Consider the following 17291-nt stretch of genomic DNA (forward strand, 5'->3'; position numbering starts at 1 on the left):
TTAAATGGAGGATTTTGAAATGGAAGCAACAAAAGTATTAGATGCAAAAGGATTAGCATGCCCAATGCCAATTGTTAGAACAAAGAAAGCAATCGCTGATTTGCAAACAGGAGATATTTTAGAAATTCACACAACTGATCAAGGTTCAAAAAGTGATTTAACAGCATGGGCTAAATCAGGTGGACATGAAATTTTGAAAGATGTTGAAGAAGATGGCGTAATTAAGTTCTGGGTAAAAAAAGGTGAATAATTAAAAAGCTTATAGTTAGGAGTTGATAAAGTGTTTCATTATACTGTAACTTCTGATAAAACAATTGAAATGTTGGTTCAATCATTGGAAACAAATTTAAAAGAAGAGAAATTCGGTATTCTATGGGAATTTGATGTAAAGGATACACTGGATAATAAAGGTTTTGACTTTAATCAACCGTATCTTATTTTAGAGGTTTGTAATCCAAAAGAAGCATATGACATGTTACATGAAAATCAAATGGTTGGTTATTTCTTACCTTGTAAGCTTGTTGTTTATAAGGACGGGGATCAAACTAAAGTAGGTATGCCAAGACCAACAGAATTAATTCAACTTGTAAACGACCCATCTCTAAATGGTAAAGCAAAAGAAATAGAAGAGCGTTTAATTGGCGTTCTGGATAAAAGTAAATAATTCTTTAATAAAACTACTTTAGTTTTTAAGACTAAAGTAGTTTTTTTGTTAATAGATTAGCATTACTGTTGACTTGATACCCTTAGTGGTATAAAGTGTGAGTAACTATGATGAGAGGAGAAAGAAATATATGGAACATTCACATAAACGTTTTAATCCAAAGCAAGTAAATAAGCTAATGTCAACTGAACGACATCAATTACTCCAACCCGAAAAACTGATTGATACACTGTCTGTTAAAGCATCCGATGTAGTAGCTGACCTCGGTTCTGGTGCTGGCTTTTTCACTATCCCTTTAGCAAAACAAACAAAAAATAGTGTTTATGCAATTGATATTGAACCTAAAATGATGCAGCAACTAAAAGAATCTGCATTAAATCAATCTATAAATAATATTAATGAATTAATAAGTAATTTAAATGTGATACCTTTAGAAGACGAAATGATAGACAAGGTAATGGCAGCATTTGTTTTACATGAAGTAGATGATCTTCAAACAACAATAAAAGAAATAGCACGTGTGACAAAACAAGGTGGGAAAGTAATGGTTGTGGAATTTGAAGCAAAAGAAACAGAATCAGGCCCTCCATTAGAAATACGAATACCTTCTTCTACCTTAGAAAAATTATTGCAAGAAAACCACTTTGAGAACATCGCTTCTAAATCAATAAATGAAAGCAATTATATCGTAATTGCCCAACGCAAATAGTAAAGGAGTTTTTCTTATGCCAGAAGCAATTATGATCGGATCGTTTGTACTAAAAACCTCGTTACTTATTTTAGTAGTAAGTTTTGTAATAGGTGTTATATTTTTTTGGTTTACTAGTTCTATTGATAAAAAAGAAAAAAGTGGTTATTTAGATCAAGTAACGAGTATGCTACTTAGTTTTATTTTAACGTTAATTGGCAGTAAAATTTTACTCAATTGGTCACTTTTTTTAGACGATCCTATTGCCGTTTTAGCCTTCCCGAGTAATTCAACCTCGTTTTACATTGCTTTTGTAGGTTTACTTGCATATATGGGCTATACGGTTAAAGTTAAAAATAAATCATTCACTACTATGTCTTTAAGTTTCTTTATTGTATTTTTAATGTCTTCTTTTAGTTTTTTAATAGGACAACTTTTACTATTGAGAATGGATGTTTCTTTAATAGAGTTAAGTGTGCATTTCTTATTGCTTATGATGTGGATATTATTTCAAGCAAAAATGAAAGAACAGTCTATAGTAGGTGTAATGATCATTATTTTTGGGAGTATAAAACTAGCTTTATCTTTCTTTAGTACAATGTTCTTGTTCACCTTTCCACTACATAGCTGGTTTTATTTTTTATTAATAGTATTAGGATTACTATTATTTTTTATAAGGAAAGGTAGGGAATAGCGATGGAACCAATTACTGATATCACGATATGGTTAGCATTATTTGCTGGTGTTCTTTCTTTTTTATCACCTTGTACGTTACCGATTTTTCCTGTCTATTTATCTTATATAACGGGAATTAGTGTTAAAGAAATTCAAGAAGAAAGACAAAGAAAAGTACAACTACGTTTATTAATCCATTCTGTGTTTTTTCTATTAGGTGTTTCTTTAGTGTTCCTTGGTTTGGGTATTGGCGTTTCATTACTCGGTCAATGGATTCAAGGATTACTATCTGGTGAATCCGGTTTGTTTATCCAACGAATAGCCGGTATATTTGTACTATTTATGGGACTAGTTATTGGAGGATGGATTACAGTCCCAGCATTAATGAAGGAAAAAAGGTTGCGAACGAAGCGTAAACCGATGGGGTTATTAGGAACTTTCTTTGTGGGAATCGGATTTGCTGCTGGGTGGACGCCTTGTATTGGGCCAATCTTTGCATCTATCCTTGTTATTGCAGGTACGAATCCTTCTGAAGGAGCAGTTTATACCATTTTTTACATTATAGGGTTTGCATTGCCTTTTCTAATCTTGACTTTTTTCTTAGGATATGCAAAATGGCTAGTTCGATATAGTAATCAAATAACGAAAATTGGCGGTGCAATTATGATTGTATTCGGTGTATTATTGTTTACCGGTCAAATAGCACGTATATCAAACTTTTTATTGCGAGCAGTGCAAGGCACTTGGTTTTCAAATCTTGGATAGGTGGTGTGTATGATGAAGCGAGCGATTATTATAATTGTTATAACAGGAATGTTCGGTTGGGCTATTTATGATTTAGTGTATGAAGCTGATAAAGAGCAAGATTATCAAGCAACTAGTGATACAGAATTAATTGATCAGAATGAATCCAGTAATAATGATCAATCTACTGAGAAAGAAATTGGGTTAAATGTCGGGAATATAGCACCGGATTTTACATTAGAAACACTTTCCGGTGAAAAAGCTACACTTTCAAATTATCGTGGAAAAAAAGTGATGTTGAATTTTTGGGCAACATGGTGCCCGCCGTGTCGAGCGGAAATGCCGGCAATGCAGAACTTTTTTGAAGGAAATGATGTAGAAATTTTGGCAGTAAACTTAATTGATACTGAGACAACAGAACAAGATGTTGTTGATTTTGTTGATTCGTTTGGATTAACATTCTCCATATTACTAGATAGAGGAAATGAAGTCGCACTTACATATGGTATTCGACCAATACCTACCACATATATGATTGATACAAAGGGAGTAATTCAGAAAAAATCCTTTGGCCCACTCAATCAAGAGCAAATGGAACAAGCGTTAGAAAACATGCAGTAAAAAAGAGCTTGTAACATAACTAAATAACAAGCAATAGAACACGAATTATAATTCAATAAATAATTATAATTCGTGTTCTTATTTAGAGTGAATCATTTAGTTGGAAAAAATTTGGTCTCAGCTTAGTTTTTATTTTTTCTTAAAATTTAATTGCATTCGATCATTGAACAATGTTGGGTAGGATAAAAAACCGAGAATGATACTTGTTAGAACAGCTGTAGTTAATAATAAAAAGAGAATTAATAACTGAAACTGTACCGCTTGTATCGGCTCAGCTCCTGCAATAATTTGTCCGCTCATCATTCCGGGTAATTGCACTAATCCAATAGTTTTCTGCTTTTCAATCGTTGGTACAGTACTCGCTTTAATGGAGGTCATTAAATGACGATGAATTGCTTGCTTTGGTGTTGCTCCAAGCGATAGATAAAGTTCAATTTGGTCTTCTTTATCTGAGATTTCATCGACAAAGCGATTAAGAAAAAGAATAGAAAGTACCATTGCATTACCAATAACCATTCCACTAATAGGAATGATGTATTGCGGTGTAGCTGGTGTAATGGATAAGCCTAATAAAATACTTTGTGTTAATAACTCAATCATTGTAAAGGTGAGAATTAATTTCCAAGTGACTCCTTTGATATACATCCCTTTTTTCCGTGTGTTTTGTGTTGCTGCCCCGATCATTAAACTGATCATCACGATAATAAATATAGGATGGTTTACTTTAAATACATATTGAAGTATATAACCAACAACAAGCAATTGAATAATTGACCGAACCGTAGCGATAATAATATCTTTTTCTAGTTGTAGCTGTAATGTTTTAGATAATATAAATGGAATAAGTACAAAAATCAAAGTAAGGCTCAGAGTAAAATAGCTCATTATTCATCCCCTCCTTGAACAAATGTTCGCACGCGTTCTGTTTTAGGACTTTTTAACAGTTTGCTTGATCCTTTTTCAACAACTTCTCCATTCATCATTACCCATGTATCATGTCCTACAGTCATTGCTTGCTGTAAATTGTGAGTGATCCATAAAATTGTCGTTCCATACGTTCTATTTATTTTTTTAATTAACGATTCGATACTAACTTGTGATTGACGATCTAATGATGAAGTGATCTCATCTAGTAAAAGAATACTCGGCTCATTCACTAAAGTACGAGCAATTGATAACTTTTGACGTTGACCTCCAGATAGATCATTAATGTGTTTTCGTAATATGTCTTCAGGTAGTCCGACTTGATTTAACAGTTGACTAGCTAATGAATCATTAAAGTTTTTGTTACTCAATTGAAATGGAAGCATTAGATTTTCTCTAACGGTAGCATTTGTCATAGTTGCTTCTTGAAGGGCAATCCCGACTGTTTTGCGTAAATAAACGGGAGAATAATGCTCAATTTGTTTTCCGTTGATTTGGATTGAGCCTTCAGAAGGTGTTAGTAATCCATTCAGCAATTTAAAAAAAGTAGTCTTTCCTGCACCAGAAGGACCAACAAATGTAGTAATAGTTCCTTTATTAATTTCCCCGGAAATATTTGTTAAGATATGTTCTTTCTCTTTTTTATAAGATACATGATTGCAACTAATCGCGATATTGTTCATTCTATACCTGCTTTCAAATATAGTTCATTAATAATTAATGTTGCTCTTATAATACAATAACCGACCCAAGATGATATAATACAAACAAAAGATTTTTAGAGGTGTGAATATGGCAAATATATTGTACTATGACTATATCAGTAAAGACAATGATATGTTCTTATTGGTAGCTTCTGAAAGAGGTTTATGTTATGTGGGATTATCTGATACAGATAAAGATTTTTGGGATAAATGGAAGAGGAAATTTTATCCTACATTTATATTAAAGCATGATCCGAAAGAGATGGCTGTTTACTCAAATAATTTAACGGCATATTTTAATGGCGAAGTGACAGTGTTTTCTTTATCCGTTGATGTCAGTGGTACAGTTTTTCAAAAACAAGTTTGGAAAGCGCTTCAGTTGATACCTTATGGAGAAACAACAAATTACAGTGCGCTTGCAATGCAAATTAATCGGCTGAAAGCTATTCGAGCTGTTGCCAATGCAGTTGCAAGCAATCCATTATTAATAGTCATTCCATGTCATCGAGTGATGGGTAAAGATGGAAGTTTAACTGGTTTTAGATCGGGAATAAGGTTAAAGAAAAAGTTATTAAAACTTGAAGCAATGAGCTAGACAAATCTCTGTTATTAGTTTATAATAATTATAAACTAATAATTATTAAAACAGGAGTGAATGTAATGACAAAATCTAACGAAGCATTAAAGAATCATTTAAATCAACTGGTAGCAACACATGGGGTGTTTTTTACCAAGCTGCATCAACATCATTGGTATGTAAAAGGCCCAAACTTCTTTGTGTTGCATGAAAAATTTGAAGAGTTGTATGATGATGTGAATGAAAAATTTGATGAGTTTGCAGAACGTTTACTTACAGTCGGAGGAAAGCCATATTCCACACTTGTTGAATTTTTGGAGCATTCCACTATTACTGAAACACCATATAAAGAAGAAGTTTCATCAGATGAAATGGTGAAAATGGTTGTAGAAGATTATCAAACAATTCAAGCTGATTTAGTAAAAGGTATTGATTTAGCAGGAGAAGCTGAAGATAATGTGACAGAAGATTTATTGATTGGTTATAAAACAGAAGTAGATCAAACATTATGGATGTTAACTGCTTACTTAGGAAAATAAATATATAAGTAGCATATGTATAAAATATTTGAATGATTTTGAGCTGCGCCCTCTGAAAATTAGATTGAAAACTAATTTCAAGGATAAAAATTATCTATAATTAAATAAACATAACGACAATAGTAACTTACACCACTGATATGCTCCCTCTAAAGTAAACAGGCTAAAAAATAAAATCTGTTTCCTTAGAGGGAGTTTTCTATGTCTGAAAGCGTGCCCCTGTCAAGTAGGCAGTAGAAATATACGAGATTTATCATCTTCGCAAAATAAAGACTATATCTACAGTTGTGTTTATTTTGAAGCATGAAAATTTAGTAATCGATTAAAACCTTATGACTTTACCTAAAGGATTTCATCTAATAATTCCTTTATTTATGGATATTACATCTTCATTCTAATATTATTTTTAACAGCAATTCCGCTCTTTAGAGGTTGATTTTTAGGTAGATGCTGTTCTTTGAAATTTTGTAACTATATAGTCTCTTTGTTCGGTTATCCCCCCTTTTTACTTGCTTTTTTCATTTTAATTCACATACTATATAGCTAGTAAGTAGTTTTTTTATCATAATAATTAAGTCTGACGTACAAATGCATCTGTTTTAATATTAACACTCTAAATGAATCTAGCACTTAATATACAGCGGATGTTAGAGAAATGTAATATTCTAAAACATAGCCAAAGGAGACTATATATGAAAATACAAGGAGTCATACCAGCAATTCGAAACATGAAAGATTATGAGTGTATCATAGATAGTAATCATCAAATTATAGTTTTGCTAGAAACTAGAATTTCTCAATTGCCTCAGTTAGTTCGACATGCAAAGAAGCATAATAAACAAGTGCTCGTTCATGCTGATTTAATCAATGGATTAAAGGTGGATGCTTATGGTATGGAGTTTTTAGTCCGTCTTGTTAAAATAGATGGTGTAATATCCACGAGAGCAAATGTTATTGCACTAGCTAAGAAATATAATATTCTAGCAATTCAGCGATTTTTTGCTATTGATAGTTCTGCCGTTGCAAATAATATTAAGCTAATTGAAAAGTCGAAACCAGATTATATTGAAGTATTACCAGGTATTATACCTACAATAATAGGTGAAATTATTGATCAAACAAAAGTTCCAGTTATAGCGGGTGGTTTAATTAAGAATGCGCAACAAGTAAGAGAAGCCCTTGATATAGGAGCTATTGCGGTTACAACATCGCATAAACAGTTATTATAGGTGAAAATAGGTGTGTTTATAGTGAAGCATTATTTAAGGGGATTTTTATGCTCAAATCAAAGAAATTTTTCAAAAATACAAGTGAAATTATTGACAACGCTTTCATTTTATTATACTATTTAAACCAACAAGTTAAAAAAGTGCAGGAGATCTGGAGTCCACACAGCTTGTAGCATACTTTCCTAGGAAGTAGTATGTCACAGCTATGTGGATTTTTGTTTTTTATTGCACTGATTAAATACGATTGTATGGCTGATGGGTTGGTTTTAAAATGGACAGAGGGGTGGATGAGAATGTCGGAATTTATCGCTGAATTAATTGGAACAATGATACTTATTATTTTCGGTGGTGGTGTTGTTGGTGGTACTGTCTTAAAGAAATCTAAAGCAGAAGGATCTGGTTGGGTACTTATCACTATCGGTTGGGGCTTAGCTGTTGCGATGGGTGTGTACGCAGTTGGGAATATTTCTGGTGCACACATTAACCCAGCAGTAACTTTAGGATTCGCGGCTATCGGTGAGTTTCCTTGGCAAAAAGTTCCGATGTATATTGTTGCACAAGTAATAGGTGCTTTCATTGGTGGCGTTATTGTATTCTTTCACTATTTGCCACATTGGAGAGAAACAGAGGATAAAAATGCGAAACTAGCTGTATTTGCAACCGATCCAGCGGTAAAAAGCACATCAGCTAATTTTGTAAGTGAAATGATTGGAACATTTGTATTGGTGATGGGACTACTATTTATCGGAGCTAATCAGTTTACAGAAGGATTAAATCCTGCGATTGTTGGGTTACTGATTGTCGCGATTGGGATGTCGCTTGGGGGAACGACGGGTTATGCGATCAATCCAGCAAGAGATTTAGGCCCCCGCATTGCACATGCTGTTCTTCCTATATTCGGGAAAAGCTCGTCGAATTGGAGATATGCATGGATCCCTATTTTAGGCCCGATTGTTGGTGGGGTTTATGGTGCTGTTTTTTATAATGCTGTATTTATTGGTGAGATTACAGAGTTGTTTTGGATCATGTCGTTTGTCGTGGTAATAATATTTGCTATAGCCTTATTCAAAGAGATAAATAATCATAAGGAAGCTGCTAAATCAGTTAACCTATCATCGAAAGAAGAAGCAATATAAAATATGATTTTTTGGGAGGAAGTATTATGGAAAAATATATGTTATCAATTGATCAGGGGACAACTAGTTCAAGAGCAATTATTTTTAATCAGAAGGGCGAAATGGTTGAAACCGGTCAACGAGAATTTGAACAATTCTTTCCTCAATCTGGTTGGGTGGAACATGATGCGAATGAAATCTGGACATCTGTGTTATCTTGTATTGTAGAAGTTTTAAGAAAAGCAGATATCGATCCAAAACAAATAGCAGGAATCGGCATAACGAATCAACGTGAAACAACAGTTGTTTGGGATAAGGAGACAGGTAAGCCTGTTTATAAAGCAATTGTTTGGCAGTCAAGACAAACGGAAGACATATGTCGAGATTTGCGAGAAGCTGGTTATCAAGATACATTTCGTAATAAGACCGGTTTGCTAATTGACCCTTACTTCTCAGGTACAAAAGTGAAGTGGATATTAGATCATGTAGAAGGTGCTCGTGAAAAAGCAGAACAAGGTAAACTGTTGTTTGGGACGATAGATACATGGCTTATTTATAAGTTAACTGGGAACCAAGTTCATGTTACCGATTACTCTAATGCTTCAAGGACACTTATGTACAATATATATGATTTAAAGTGGGATCAAGAGTTATTAGATATTTTAGGAATACCAAAAAGCATGTTGCCAGAAGTAAAATCATCATCCGAAATATATGGGGAAACAGTCGCTTATCACTTCTTTGGAGAAAATGTACCGATTGCTGGTGCTGCAGGGGATCAGCAAGCAGCATTATTTGGACAAGCGTGTTTTGAAAAGGGAATGGTGAAAAATACGTATGGTACTGGATGCTTTATGTTAATGCATACAGGGAATGAACCAGTTAAGTCAGACCATGGTCTTCTAACTACATTAGCATGTAGTGTAGATGGTGAAGTTAATTATGCAGTAGAAGGTAGTATTTTTGTTGCGGGTTCTGCAATCAAATGGTTAGAGGATGGATTACGATTGTTTAATAAAGCAAGTGAATCAGAGGATTATGCAACCCGTGTGCAATCAACAGAGGGGGTGTATTTTGTTCCGGCATTTGTTGGTCTAGGTACACCTTATTGGGATAGTGATGCACGTGGAGCGGTGTTTGGACTAACACGTGGTACAACGAAGGAACACTTTATTCGAGGAACATTAGAATCGATTGCCTATCAAACAAAAGATGTATTACTTGCAATGATTGAGGATTCTGGTATGGAGGTCAAAACACTTCGAGTGGATGGTGGAATGGTTGCAAATAATTTTTTAATGCAATTCCAAAGTGATGTATTAAATGTACCTGTTGAACGACCAAAGGTAACCGAAACAACTGCATTGGGGGCTGCATATTTAGCTGGTCTAGCAGTGAATTATTGGGATAACAAAGAAAAAATAACTGAGCAGTGGAAAGTTGATAAGAAATTTGAAAATAAGATGACAGAACAAGAAAGGTCAACTTTGTACACTGGATGGAAAAAAGCAGTGAATGCAACAAGAGCATTTAAGTAATCATATAAGGTGAAGGAGGACAAATATATGACCTTCTCAAGCATAGAAGAAGATCGCAAAGAAATCTATCGTCAAATGAAAACAGAAAAATTAGATTTAATTATTATTGGTGGTGGTATCACAGGTGCGGGTATCGCGCTTGATGCTGTTACTAGAGGGTTGAAGGTAGCGCTTCTTGAGATGCAGGATTTTGCTGCAGGAACATCTAGTCGTTCTACTAAGCTCGTTCACGGGGGATTACGCTATTTAAAACAATTTGAAGTGAAAATGGTGGCGGAAGTTGGTAAGGAACGAGAAATTGTTTATGAAAATGGGCCGCATGTGACGACACCAGAGTGGATGATGCTACCATTTTATAAAGGAGGTACATTCGGGCCCTTTTCGACGAATATTGGTTTACGAGTGTATGATTTTTTGGCAGGTGTAAAAAAAGCAGAGCGTAGAAAAATGCTAAGCCAGGAAGAGGTGTTACAGTATGAACCTACCTTAAAAAAAGAAGGGTTAAAGGGTGCGGGTTATTATGTCGAATATCGGACAGATGATGCTCGATTAACGATAGAAGTAATGAAAAAAGCAGTGGAAAAAGGTGCCCTTGCATTAAATTATTCAAAAGTATCTAATTTGTTGTATCAAGATGAACGTGTTAGCGGTGTAACAGTTATTGATCAATTGACTGATAAAGCATATGAGATTGATGCAGAGTATGTTGTTAATGCTGCTGGTCCTTGGGTTGATGAGATTCGAGAAAAAAACCAGTCGAAAAAAGGAAAGACGTTAAAACTAACGAAAGGCATTCACCTTGTTTTTGATCAGTCACGTTTTCCGCTACAACAAGCTATTTATTTTGATACTCCAGATAATCGGATGGTATTTGCAATTCCAAGAGAAGGAAAAGTTTACGTTGGTACAACGGATACTGTTTATGATGGGAATATTGCTCATCCAACTGTAACGCAATCTGATCGTGATTATGTATTAGATTCCATTGCATTTATGTTCCCTGGTCAAAGAATAACAGTAGATGATGTAGAGTCAAGTTGGGCGGGATTGCGTCCATTAATAGCAGAAGAAGGAAAAGGTCCTTCAGAAATATCACGAAAGGATGAAATTTTCGAATCGGATACTGGGCTCGTATCAATTGCCGGTGGAAAGTTGACAGGCTATCGCAAAATGGCAGAAGATGTAGTAGCTGTTATTTGTGATAAAATAGCTAAAGAAAAGGGGATTATGTTTGATAAAAGTGATACGAAGCGTCTTCCTATATCAGGTGGTAATGTGAAAGGATCGGCGGGTTTTGTGGAGTATAAGCAAACACAAATTACTATAGGAAAAGAGCTTGGACTTACAAGTGATCAAGCAGAGATGATCGTCCAACGATATGGGTCTAATACACCCGTGTTTTTTGATTATTATAAACGATCATTGAAACAAGAAGATAGTTTAGATCCTGTTACTTCCGCTATGCTACATTACAGTATTGAACAGGAAGCAGTTTGCAAACCAGCTGACTTTTTCATCCGTCGTACAGGTGCCTTGTTCTTCGATATTACCTGGGTGAAACGACAGAAACAAGCAGTGATTGATAAGATGAGCACAATCCATGGCTGGTCTGATCAAACTACTAAGCAATATAAAAAAGAATTGGAGCAGTTGATATACGAAGCAGCTCATGCGATGTGAACATAAATGATTACTTAATCATAAATCTTATTATAAGAAAAAAGAAGTGGCAAAGAAAAGAATCTTTGCCACTATTTTGCATTATAGGGCTTAATAAAAAGATGCACCGACAATTATTAACAAAATAAATAAAACAACAATTAACGCAAACCCACCACCATAACCACCTTGTGGAGGGTAACAACCGCCATAGTAACCCATATTTTTCACCACCTTACTGTCTTAATTACTATAATCTATGTAAAACGTTTGTCTGTGTTGCGGGCGTATGTCTATATTTAAGGAATTTGCCGCTGGCTTCGTGATTTTTTAACATGAAAGGATTCTAAGGGGATCAAATATTATCCCTATGTACTTTTAAACGAGGATAGACATTTTGAATGATTTTAATCAACTATTTATATGTGACTTACCCTATAAAAGAAAACCATCTATTTTTGGAAATAGATGGTGATAAAATCAGTTTAATATTTGTTCGATTGCTTTAGCAACACCGTCTTCGCTGTTTTTTGCTGTGACTGTAGAGCAAGCATTTTTAATTGTTTGTTCTGCATTTCCCATTGCTACACTGTGCCCTACAATTTCAAGCATAGAAAGGTCATTAAAATTATCACCTATAGCCATCACATCATTTAAATTGATGTTATTCTCAGCTGCAAATAACGATAGTGCAATCCCTTTTTGTGCTTCAGGATGATTGAATTCTAAATTATCATATCCAGACGAAGTGATGACGATATCGCTTGTATCAATAAATGTATTTCTGATTCCATCTAGCACGCTAACTTCTAAAGAAAAAGCCAACGCTTTATAAATTTCAATGTCATTATTGTTAATGAGTGCTGGAAAATCATTAATTATGTTAAAATCTTCTTCTTGAAAACGAAGTTCCGCACGTTTTTCGATTTCTTCACGTGACATAGCTGGGTTAGCTGAAAGCATAATATTAACCATCACATCAATAAACTCTGCACGGTTTGGTGAATAGACACCTTTGTTTGTGTATAATTCAAAATACACTTGCTTCGATTTACACTCGTCTACAATTTTACTGCTTAAGTTTTTAGATAAAGGGACACTGCGTACTTTTTTTCCGTTGGCTGTGTAAAAACTCGCACCATTTAAACTGATGATAGGGAGTTTCAAGCCAATAGGCTCTAGTACATTGTTTGCAGATTGATACGATCTACCAGTGGCAACAACGACTTGTATCCCTTGTCTGATTGCTTCTTTTAACATATTTGCGTTTGTTTGACTAATTTCTCCATTCTCATTTAATAATGTACCATCTAAATCTGTAGCAATTAGTTTCATATTTAAAAAGGCTCCTTATGTAACATTTTTTATCCATACTTAGCATACACAAGAAGGAATGCACTTGCAATTAATGCACTTCTTTTTGTGTATGCTAAGTTTTTAGTATTTAAAAATAATTATATTAGCAATGCAATATAACAAAATTAGTCCTTTTTGTCTGAATTTATCATAGAAGAAAACATCTCTGATAATTGTTCTGATTTATCTTGATCATTAAAAATATCTTGCATCAATTTCATTGCATTATTTGAAAAGCTTGAATCGTTTAGCATTTGTTCTAATGTGCCTTTTGTTTCTTCTTGTGTCATTATTTTTTTAAATAGATCACTGAAATGAGGGGTGGACATTTTATTAAATACTCCTTTCATTGCATCACTTGTTGCACACGTCTTTATCTTTGTAAACACTTCTTTTGTTTTCTCTTGAACCGCTGGTTGTTTCATAGTCTCGTAAATTGCTTCTAATTTATTTATTTCTCCTATGTCTAAATTTTTTTTATGCCATTCATTTCGTAATTTTTCTATAAAAATAGTTGAATCGGTTTTGTTTGTGTCAATAGAATGGTTAAGGTTTTGTTGTGTGGAGTGTTTCGTTTGTTTAAACTTACCTGATGGTGTTTTTTTAAAATATAATATTTCTCGTTGCAAAATAATACACCTGCTTTCTTTTAGTTACTTTATATATACGGGAGTTAAATAAATTAGTAAGTGTACTAGTCTAAGTTTGAACAAATATATGTTTTTACCTAGTAATATATAGATTTCATTGTGTATAAATACTATTTTTGAAAAGTTAGATACGTTGGTCTATACTTCTTTGAAATTGTTACATAGATTATTAATGTGAGGCCGCACAAATTTGTTTTTGATTTGGAGGGATCGCATTGGCTGTAATCGCTGCACTAGCATTATTATTCTTCTGGTTCTTTATTTTTACTCCAATTATTCTAATCATTGCCGCACTAGCTTTCTTTGGTATTTAATGTAGTAGAAAAGGATACTGTTGGTAGAGCAGTATCCTTTTACATATTTGTGAGCATGTTAGTTAAATATTTTCAATTTTTACGATATAATATAATTACTAGTATTAAAAAAACAAATTAACAAAATCTCCTACATTTGCTTCACGTCTTAACACGTTGCTTCTCGTACATACAAACTTACGCATAAAAGGAAGGGATACATGTATTCGGAAATTGTACACACAGACACGTTCATCTTATTTGTTGCTATATTATTTATTTCAGGTGTAATTACAACTAAATTCTCTGCAAGACTGGGTGTTCCTGCATTAGTTTTGTTCATTGGTATAGGGATGTTAATAGGAAGTGATGTATTAGGGATCATTTATTTTGACGATGCTCGTATTGCTCAGATTATTGGTATATTTGCTTTGATTGTCATCTTATTTGAAGGTGGCTTACAAACAAATTGGGTTGATTTAAAACCTGTCATTAAGCCAGCTTTATCGTTAGCAACAATTGGTGTTTTAATTACTACTTTACTAATCGCGGTTGCTGCGAAATATATACTTTCAATTAATTGGGAAATGGCTTTGTTATTTGGGGCAATTGTAGGTTCGACAGATGCTGCCGCAGTCTTTGCGGTGTTGAAAGATCAACCAATTCAAAAACGGTTAGGAGCAACGTTAGAAGCGGAGTCTGGTTCGAATGATCCAATGGCTGTATTTTTAACTGTTTCTGTTATTGAGTGGATTACTAATGCAAATGCAAATATTTTTCTACTAGTTTTAACATTTTTTCTTCAAATGGGATTAGGCTTAATATTCGGTTTGCTATTTGGAAAAATTGCAGTTGTGGCGATTAATCGAATTAATTTAGATTCTAGTGGTTTATATCCTATTTTTGCTATTTCTTTTGCTTTATTAACTTATGGTATTACATCATTTTTTAATGGCAGTGGTTTATTAGCTGTATACATTCTTGCGATTATAATTGGCAATACTGATATCGCATATCGATATTCTGTATTTCGTTTTTCTGAAGGTTTTGCCTGGGTAATGCAAATTTTAATGTTCGTCATACTTGGTTTGTTAGTTTTTCCTATGGATTTATTTACAATTGAAATCATACTCCAAGGTGTGACGATTTCTGTTATTTTAATGATCATAGCGCGACCGATTGCTGTGTTTATATCTACAATAAAAATGAATTTTAATTTGAATGAATATCTATTCTTATCCTGGGCAGGGTTAAAAGGAGCTGTTCCGATTGTTTTAGCAACATTTCCGTTGCTTGCGAATGTGGATGGTAGTCAACAGATTTTTAATGTAGTATTCTTCGTTGTTCTAACTAGCTGTCTTATTCAAGGGACGACGATACCTCTATTAGCTGAAAGATTAAAATTATTTGGTCCTAAAAAGTCTATGCCGATTCATACACTAGAACTGATCTCTCTTGGAAAAGCAAAAGCAGAGATGATCGAGTATGAAATGGCTGAAGAGGCAACAATTAATGGAAAGACCTTAAATCAAATCTCATTTCCAGAAGATACGTTAGTGAATGCGATTATTCGTGATCAACGTTTAATTACACCAACAGGTGATACGGTGATTCAATCGGGAGACCTTTTGTATATTTTGACATCAAGAAAAAATAAAAAAGCTTTGCAACAATTATTAGATAGGAAGCAAGAATGAGATGAGGACAAAAAAAGAACCAGTCAAATGACTGGTTCTTTTTTATTTAAAAGCTGTTATTAGTTTTTTTCAACGTTAGCAGCTTGTGGTCCGCGATTTCCTTCTTCGATATCGAATGTTACGCTTTGACCTTCTTCAAGTGTTTTAAAGCCTTCGCCTTGGATTGCAGAGAAGTGTACGAATACATCGTCTTGTCCTTCAACTTCGATAAATCCAAATCCTTTGTCTGCGTTAAACCATTTAACTGTACCTTGTGCCATATTACTTTTCCTCCTCGTGTGGTTAATCCACACAATGTATTACTATTCTTGCTCATGCATCAAAACGAAACCTTTCACGTTGCAAGTTACTTGAAGTGTTTTGTCGAACAAAATAGCTATATTTATTATAACAATTCCATTCAGATAAAGCAAACTTTTATTTAAAATATTTATTTTTATTACTGGATTACTTACAAAATAAAGAATAACACTTGATAGATCAATACATTGTCGGTAGTATAGGGAAGGAAATTGCAAAATTTTTAATTTAAATGAGTGAGGGTTCATTATGAATGAAAAGATTTCTATCTATGGGTTGACAAAGCCGCAATTAACACAATGGCTTCAAGAAAATGGTCAAAAGAAGTTTCGATCTAAACAAGTATGGGACTGGCTATATAAAAAAAGAGTAAAAACGTTCGATGCAATGCATAATTTAAATCAAGATTGTATTGAACTTTTGAAACATAATTTTCGCATTGAAACACTAGAAGAAGAAATTAAACAAGAATCACAAGATGGCACGATAAAATATTTATTTAAGCTTGCTGATGGTAATTTAATTGAAACCGTACTAATGCGCTTTTCTTATGGTCTTTCGGTCTGTGTAACAACACAAGTTGGTTGCAATATTGGCTGTACTTTTTGTGCAAGTGGGTTATTAACGAAGAATCGTGACTTGACAAGCGGAGAAATCGTAGAACAGATTATGAAAGTACAACATGACTTGGATAAAAAAGGAAAAGAAGAGCGGGTGAGTCATATAGTTGTAATGGGGATAGGAGAGCCATTTGACAATTATGACCATACGATGAATTTCTTGCGTGTTGTTAATGATCAACAGGGACTTTCTATCGGGGCGCGTCATATAACTGTTTCTACGAGTGGTTTAGCGCATAAAATCCGTCAATTTGCAGATGAGAATATTCAAGTGAACTTAGCTGTGTCACTGCACGCTCCAAATGATGCGTTAAGAACGAAAATTATGAAAATAAACAAAGCATTTCCGATAAAAAAACTAATGGATGCGATAGATTATTATTTAGATAAAACCAACCGCCGTATTACGTTTGAATATATTTTATTAGATGATGTTAACGATCATAAGCAAGAGGCGTTAGAATTGGCAAAGTTATTGAAGGGTAAGCGTCATTTAGCCTATGTTAATCTGATCCCTTATAACCCGGTGGAAGAGCATAATCAATATAATCGTAGTAAGAAGAATGCAATCCTTACTTTTTATGAAACGTTATTAAAAGAAGGAATCAATTGTGGTGTGCGTGTGGAACAAGGATCTGATATTGATGCAGCTTGCGGTCAATTACGCAGTAAACAAATGAAAAAATAGATTCGTAAAA

General features: G+C 34.0%; 20 protein-coding genes. 14 read left to right on the forward strand and 6 right to left on the reverse strand.

Annotated elements, in window-relative coordinates; genetic code table 11:
• Positions 1 to 19: 19 nt before the first annotated feature.
• The 6 genes from ACH6CY_RS04300 (at position 20) to ACH6CY_RS04325 (ending at position 3392) form a co-directional block, all read left to right on the forward strand.
• Positions 20 to 250 carry a sulfurtransferase TusA family protein gene (locus ACH6CY_RS04300; RefSeq protein WP_374066032.1) on the forward strand — a complete coding sequence of 77 codons (231 nt, stop codon included), beginning with the start codon at positions 20 to 22 and terminating at the stop codon, positions 248 to 250.
• Between the two features lie 30 nt (positions 251 to 280).
• Positions 281 to 664: a DUF302 domain-containing protein gene (locus ACH6CY_RS04305; RefSeq protein ID WP_374066033.1), complete on the forward strand. Its 384-nt coding sequence runs from the start codon at positions 281 to 283 to the stop codon at positions 662 to 664.
• A gap of 130 nt (positions 665 to 794) precedes the next feature.
• Entirely contained in the window at positions 795 to 1373 is a 579-nt protein-coding gene (locus ACH6CY_RS04310; RefSeq protein WP_374066034.1) for a class I SAM-dependent methyltransferase, read from the forward strand.
• Positions 1374 to 1389: 16 nt separating this feature from the next.
• Positions 1390 to 2046 carry a hypothetical protein gene (locus tag ACH6CY_RS04315; protein WP_374066035.1) on the forward strand — a complete coding sequence of 219 codons (657 nt, stop codon included), beginning with the start codon at positions 1390 to 1392 and terminating at the stop codon, positions 2044 to 2046.
• Positions 2047 to 2048: 2 nt separating this feature from the next.
• On the forward strand, positions 2049 to 2792 hold the full coding sequence (locus tag ACH6CY_RS04320) for a cytochrome c biogenesis CcdA family protein (RefSeq protein ID WP_374066036.1): 744 nt from the start codon (positions 2049 to 2051) through the stop codon (positions 2790 to 2792).
• 12 nt (positions 2793 to 2804) lie between these two features.
• On the forward strand, positions 2805 to 3392 hold the full coding sequence (locus tag ACH6CY_RS04325; RefSeq protein ID WP_374066037.1) for a redoxin domain-containing protein: 588 nt from the start codon (positions 2805 to 2807) through the stop codon (positions 3390 to 3392).
• A gap of 129 nt (positions 3393 to 3521) precedes the next feature.
• Here ACH6CY_RS04325 and ACH6CY_RS04330 read toward each other — a convergent pair whose 3' ends face one another.
• Entirely contained in the window at positions 3522 to 4277 is a 756-nt protein-coding gene (locus tag ACH6CY_RS04330; RefSeq protein ID WP_374066038.1) for an ABC transporter permease, read from the reverse strand.
• Positions 4277 to 4999, reverse strand: a complete 723-nt coding sequence (locus tag ACH6CY_RS04335; protein WP_374066039.1) for an ABC transporter ATP-binding protein — start codon at positions 4997 to 4999, stop codon at positions 4277 to 4279. Before ACH6CY_RS04335 ends, ACH6CY_RS04330 begins: the two co-directional genes overlap by 1 nt.
• A 109-nt stretch (positions 5000 to 5108) precedes the next feature.
• Between ACH6CY_RS04335 and ACH6CY_RS04340 the strand changes: the two genes are divergently transcribed.
• The 6 genes from ACH6CY_RS04340 (at position 5109) to ACH6CY_RS04365 (ending at position 11698) form a co-directional block, all read left to right on the forward strand.
• Complete coding sequence (locus tag ACH6CY_RS04340; protein WP_374066040.1) at positions 5109 to 5615, forward strand: methylated-DNA--[protein]-cysteine S-methyltransferase; 507 nt, start codon at positions 5109 to 5111, stop codon at positions 5613 to 5615.
• Positions 5616 to 5680: 65 nt separating this feature from the next.
• Positions 5681 to 6136 (forward strand): Dps family protein, encoded by a 456-nt coding sequence (locus tag ACH6CY_RS04345; protein WP_374066041.1) that lies wholly within the window; start codon positions 5681 to 5683, stop codon positions 6134 to 6136.
• A 692-nt stretch (positions 6137 to 6828) separates the two neighbouring features.
• A complete protein-coding gene (locus tag ACH6CY_RS04350; protein ID WP_374066042.1) occupies positions 6829 to 7365 on the forward strand; it encodes a glycerol-3-phosphate responsive antiterminator in 537 nt (178 codons plus the stop codon).
• Positions 7366 to 7658: 293 nt separating this feature from the next.
• Positions 7659 to 8501: an MIP/aquaporin family protein gene (locus tag ACH6CY_RS04355; RefSeq protein WP_374066043.1), complete on the forward strand. Its 843-nt coding sequence runs from the start codon at positions 7659 to 7661 to the stop codon at positions 8499 to 8501.
• 26 nt (positions 8502 to 8527) lie between these two features.
• Positions 8528 to 10018: a glycerol kinase GlpK gene (glpK, locus tag ACH6CY_RS04360; RefSeq protein ID WP_374066044.1), complete on the forward strand. Its 1491-nt coding sequence runs from the start codon at positions 8528 to 8530 to the stop codon at positions 10016 to 10018.
• A gap of 27 nt (positions 10019 to 10045) precedes the next feature.
• On the forward strand, positions 10046 to 11698 hold the full coding sequence (locus ACH6CY_RS04365) for a glycerol-3-phosphate dehydrogenase/oxidase (protein ID WP_374066045.1): 1653 nt from the start codon (positions 10046 to 10048) through the stop codon (positions 11696 to 11698).
• A gap of 90 nt (positions 11699 to 11788) precedes the next feature.
• Here the strand turns inward: ACH6CY_RS04365 and ACH6CY_RS04370 are convergent, their stop codons facing one another.
• The 3 genes from ACH6CY_RS04370 to ACH6CY_RS04380 form a co-directional block, all read right to left on the reverse strand.
• Entirely contained in the window at positions 11789 to 11899 is a 111-nt protein-coding gene (locus ACH6CY_RS04370) for a YjcZ family sporulation protein (RefSeq protein ID WP_374066046.1), read from the reverse strand.
• Positions 11900 to 12157: 258 nt separating this feature from the next.
• Positions 12158 to 13012 carry a Cof-type HAD-IIB family hydrolase gene (locus ACH6CY_RS04375; protein WP_374066047.1) on the reverse strand — a complete coding sequence of 285 codons (855 nt, stop codon included), beginning with the start codon at positions 13010 to 13012 and terminating at the stop codon, positions 12158 to 12160.
• Positions 13013 to 13158: 146 nt separating this feature from the next.
• Positions 13159 to 13662 carry a hypothetical protein gene (locus ACH6CY_RS04380; protein WP_374066048.1) on the reverse strand — a complete coding sequence of 168 codons (504 nt, stop codon included), beginning with the start codon at positions 13660 to 13662 and terminating at the stop codon, positions 13159 to 13161.
• Positions 13663 to 14197: 535 nt separating this feature from the next.
• On the opposite strand from ACH6CY_RS04380, the gene ACH6CY_RS04385 reads away from it, so the two are divergent.
• Positions 14198 to 15673, forward strand: coding sequence for a potassium/proton antiporter (locus ACH6CY_RS04385; protein WP_374066049.1), 1476 nt, complete (start codon positions 14198 to 14200; stop codon positions 15671 to 15673).
• A 59-nt stretch (positions 15674 to 15732) separates the two neighbouring features.
• Here the strand turns inward: ACH6CY_RS04385 and ACH6CY_RS04390 are convergent, their stop codons facing one another.
• Positions 15733 to 15933: a cold-shock protein gene (locus tag ACH6CY_RS04390; protein WP_017471671.1), complete on the reverse strand. Its 201-nt coding sequence runs from the start codon at positions 15931 to 15933 to the stop codon at positions 15733 to 15735.
• 289 nt (positions 15934 to 16222) lie between these two features.
• On the opposite strand from ACH6CY_RS04390, the gene rlmN reads away from it, so the two are divergent.
• Positions 16223 to 17281 carry a dual-specificity RNA methyltransferase RlmN gene (rlmN, locus tag ACH6CY_RS04395; RefSeq protein WP_374066050.1) on the forward strand — a complete coding sequence of 353 codons (1059 nt, stop codon included), beginning with the start codon at positions 16223 to 16225 and terminating at the stop codon, positions 17279 to 17281.
• The last annotated feature ends 10 nt before the right edge of the window (positions 17282 to 17291 follow it).

The organism is Paraliobacillus sp. JSM ZJ581 (assembly GCF_044383835.1).
GTDB lineage: Bacteria > Bacillota > Bacilli > Bacillales > Amphibacillaceae > Paraliobacillus.

Bases quoted from the DNA above. Each gene is read 5' to 3' on its own strand.
- ACH6CY_RS04300 (WP_374066032.1), top strand. From the start codon at position 20: ATGGAAGCAACAAAAGTATTAGATGCAAAAGGATTAGCATGCCCAATG.
- ACH6CY_RS04310 (WP_374066034.1), top strand. From the start codon at position 795: ATGGAACATTCACATAAACGTTTTAATCCAAAGCAAGTAAATAAGCTA.
- ACH6CY_RS04315 (WP_374066035.1), top strand. From the start codon at position 1,390: ATGCCAGAAGCAATTATGATCGGATCGTTTGTACTAAAAACCTCGTTA.
- ACH6CY_RS04320 (WP_374066036.1), top strand. From the start codon at position 2,049: ATGGAACCAATTACTGATATCACGATATGGTTAGCATTATTTGCTGGT.
- ACH6CY_RS04325 (WP_374066037.1), top strand. From the start codon at position 2,805: ATGAAGCGAGCGATTATTATAATTGTTATAACAGGAATGTTCGGTTGG.
- ACH6CY_RS04330 (WP_374066038.1), bottom strand. From the start codon at position 4,277: ATGAGCTATTTTACTCTGAGCCTTACTTTGATTTTTGTACTTATTCCA.
- ACH6CY_RS04335 (WP_374066039.1), bottom strand. From the start codon at position 4,999: ATGAACAATATCGCGATTAGTTGCAATCATGTATCTTATAAAAAAGAG.
- ACH6CY_RS04340 (WP_374066040.1), top strand. From the start codon at position 5,109: ATGGCAAATATATTGTACTATGACTATATCAGTAAAGACAATGATATG.
- ACH6CY_RS04345 (WP_374066041.1), top strand. From the start codon at position 5,681: ATGACAAAATCTAACGAAGCATTAAAGAATCATTTAAATCAACTGGTA.
- ACH6CY_RS04350 (WP_374066042.1), top strand. From the start codon at position 6,829: ATGAAAATACAAGGAGTCATACCAGCAATTCGAAACATGAAAGATTAT.
- ACH6CY_RS04355 (WP_374066043.1), top strand. From the start codon at position 7,659: ATGTCGGAATTTATCGCTGAATTAATTGGAACAATGATACTTATTATT.
- glpK (WP_374066044.1), top strand. From the start codon at position 8,528: ATGGAAAAATATATGTTATCAATTGATCAGGGGACAACTAGTTCAAGA.
- ACH6CY_RS04365 (WP_374066045.1), top strand. From the start codon at position 10,046: ATGACCTTCTCAAGCATAGAAGAAGATCGCAAAGAAATCTATCGTCAA.
- ACH6CY_RS04370 (WP_374066046.1), bottom strand. From the start codon at position 11,899: ATGGGTTACTATGGCGGTTGTTACCCTCCACAAGGTGGTTATGGTGGT.
- ACH6CY_RS04375 (WP_374066047.1), bottom strand. From the start codon at position 13,012: ATGAAACTAATTGCTACAGATTTAGATGGTACATTATTAAATGAGAAT.
- ACH6CY_RS04385 (WP_374066049.1), top strand. From the start codon at position 14,198: ATGTATTCGGAAATTGTACACACAGACACGTTCATCTTATTTGTTGCT.
- ACH6CY_RS04390 (WP_017471671.1), bottom strand. From the start codon at position 15,933: ATGGCACAAGGTACAGTTAAATGGTTTAACGCAGACAAAGGATTTGGA.
- rlmN (WP_374066050.1), top strand. From the start codon at position 16,223: ATGAATGAAAAGATTTCTATCTATGGGTTGACAAAGCCGCAATTAACA.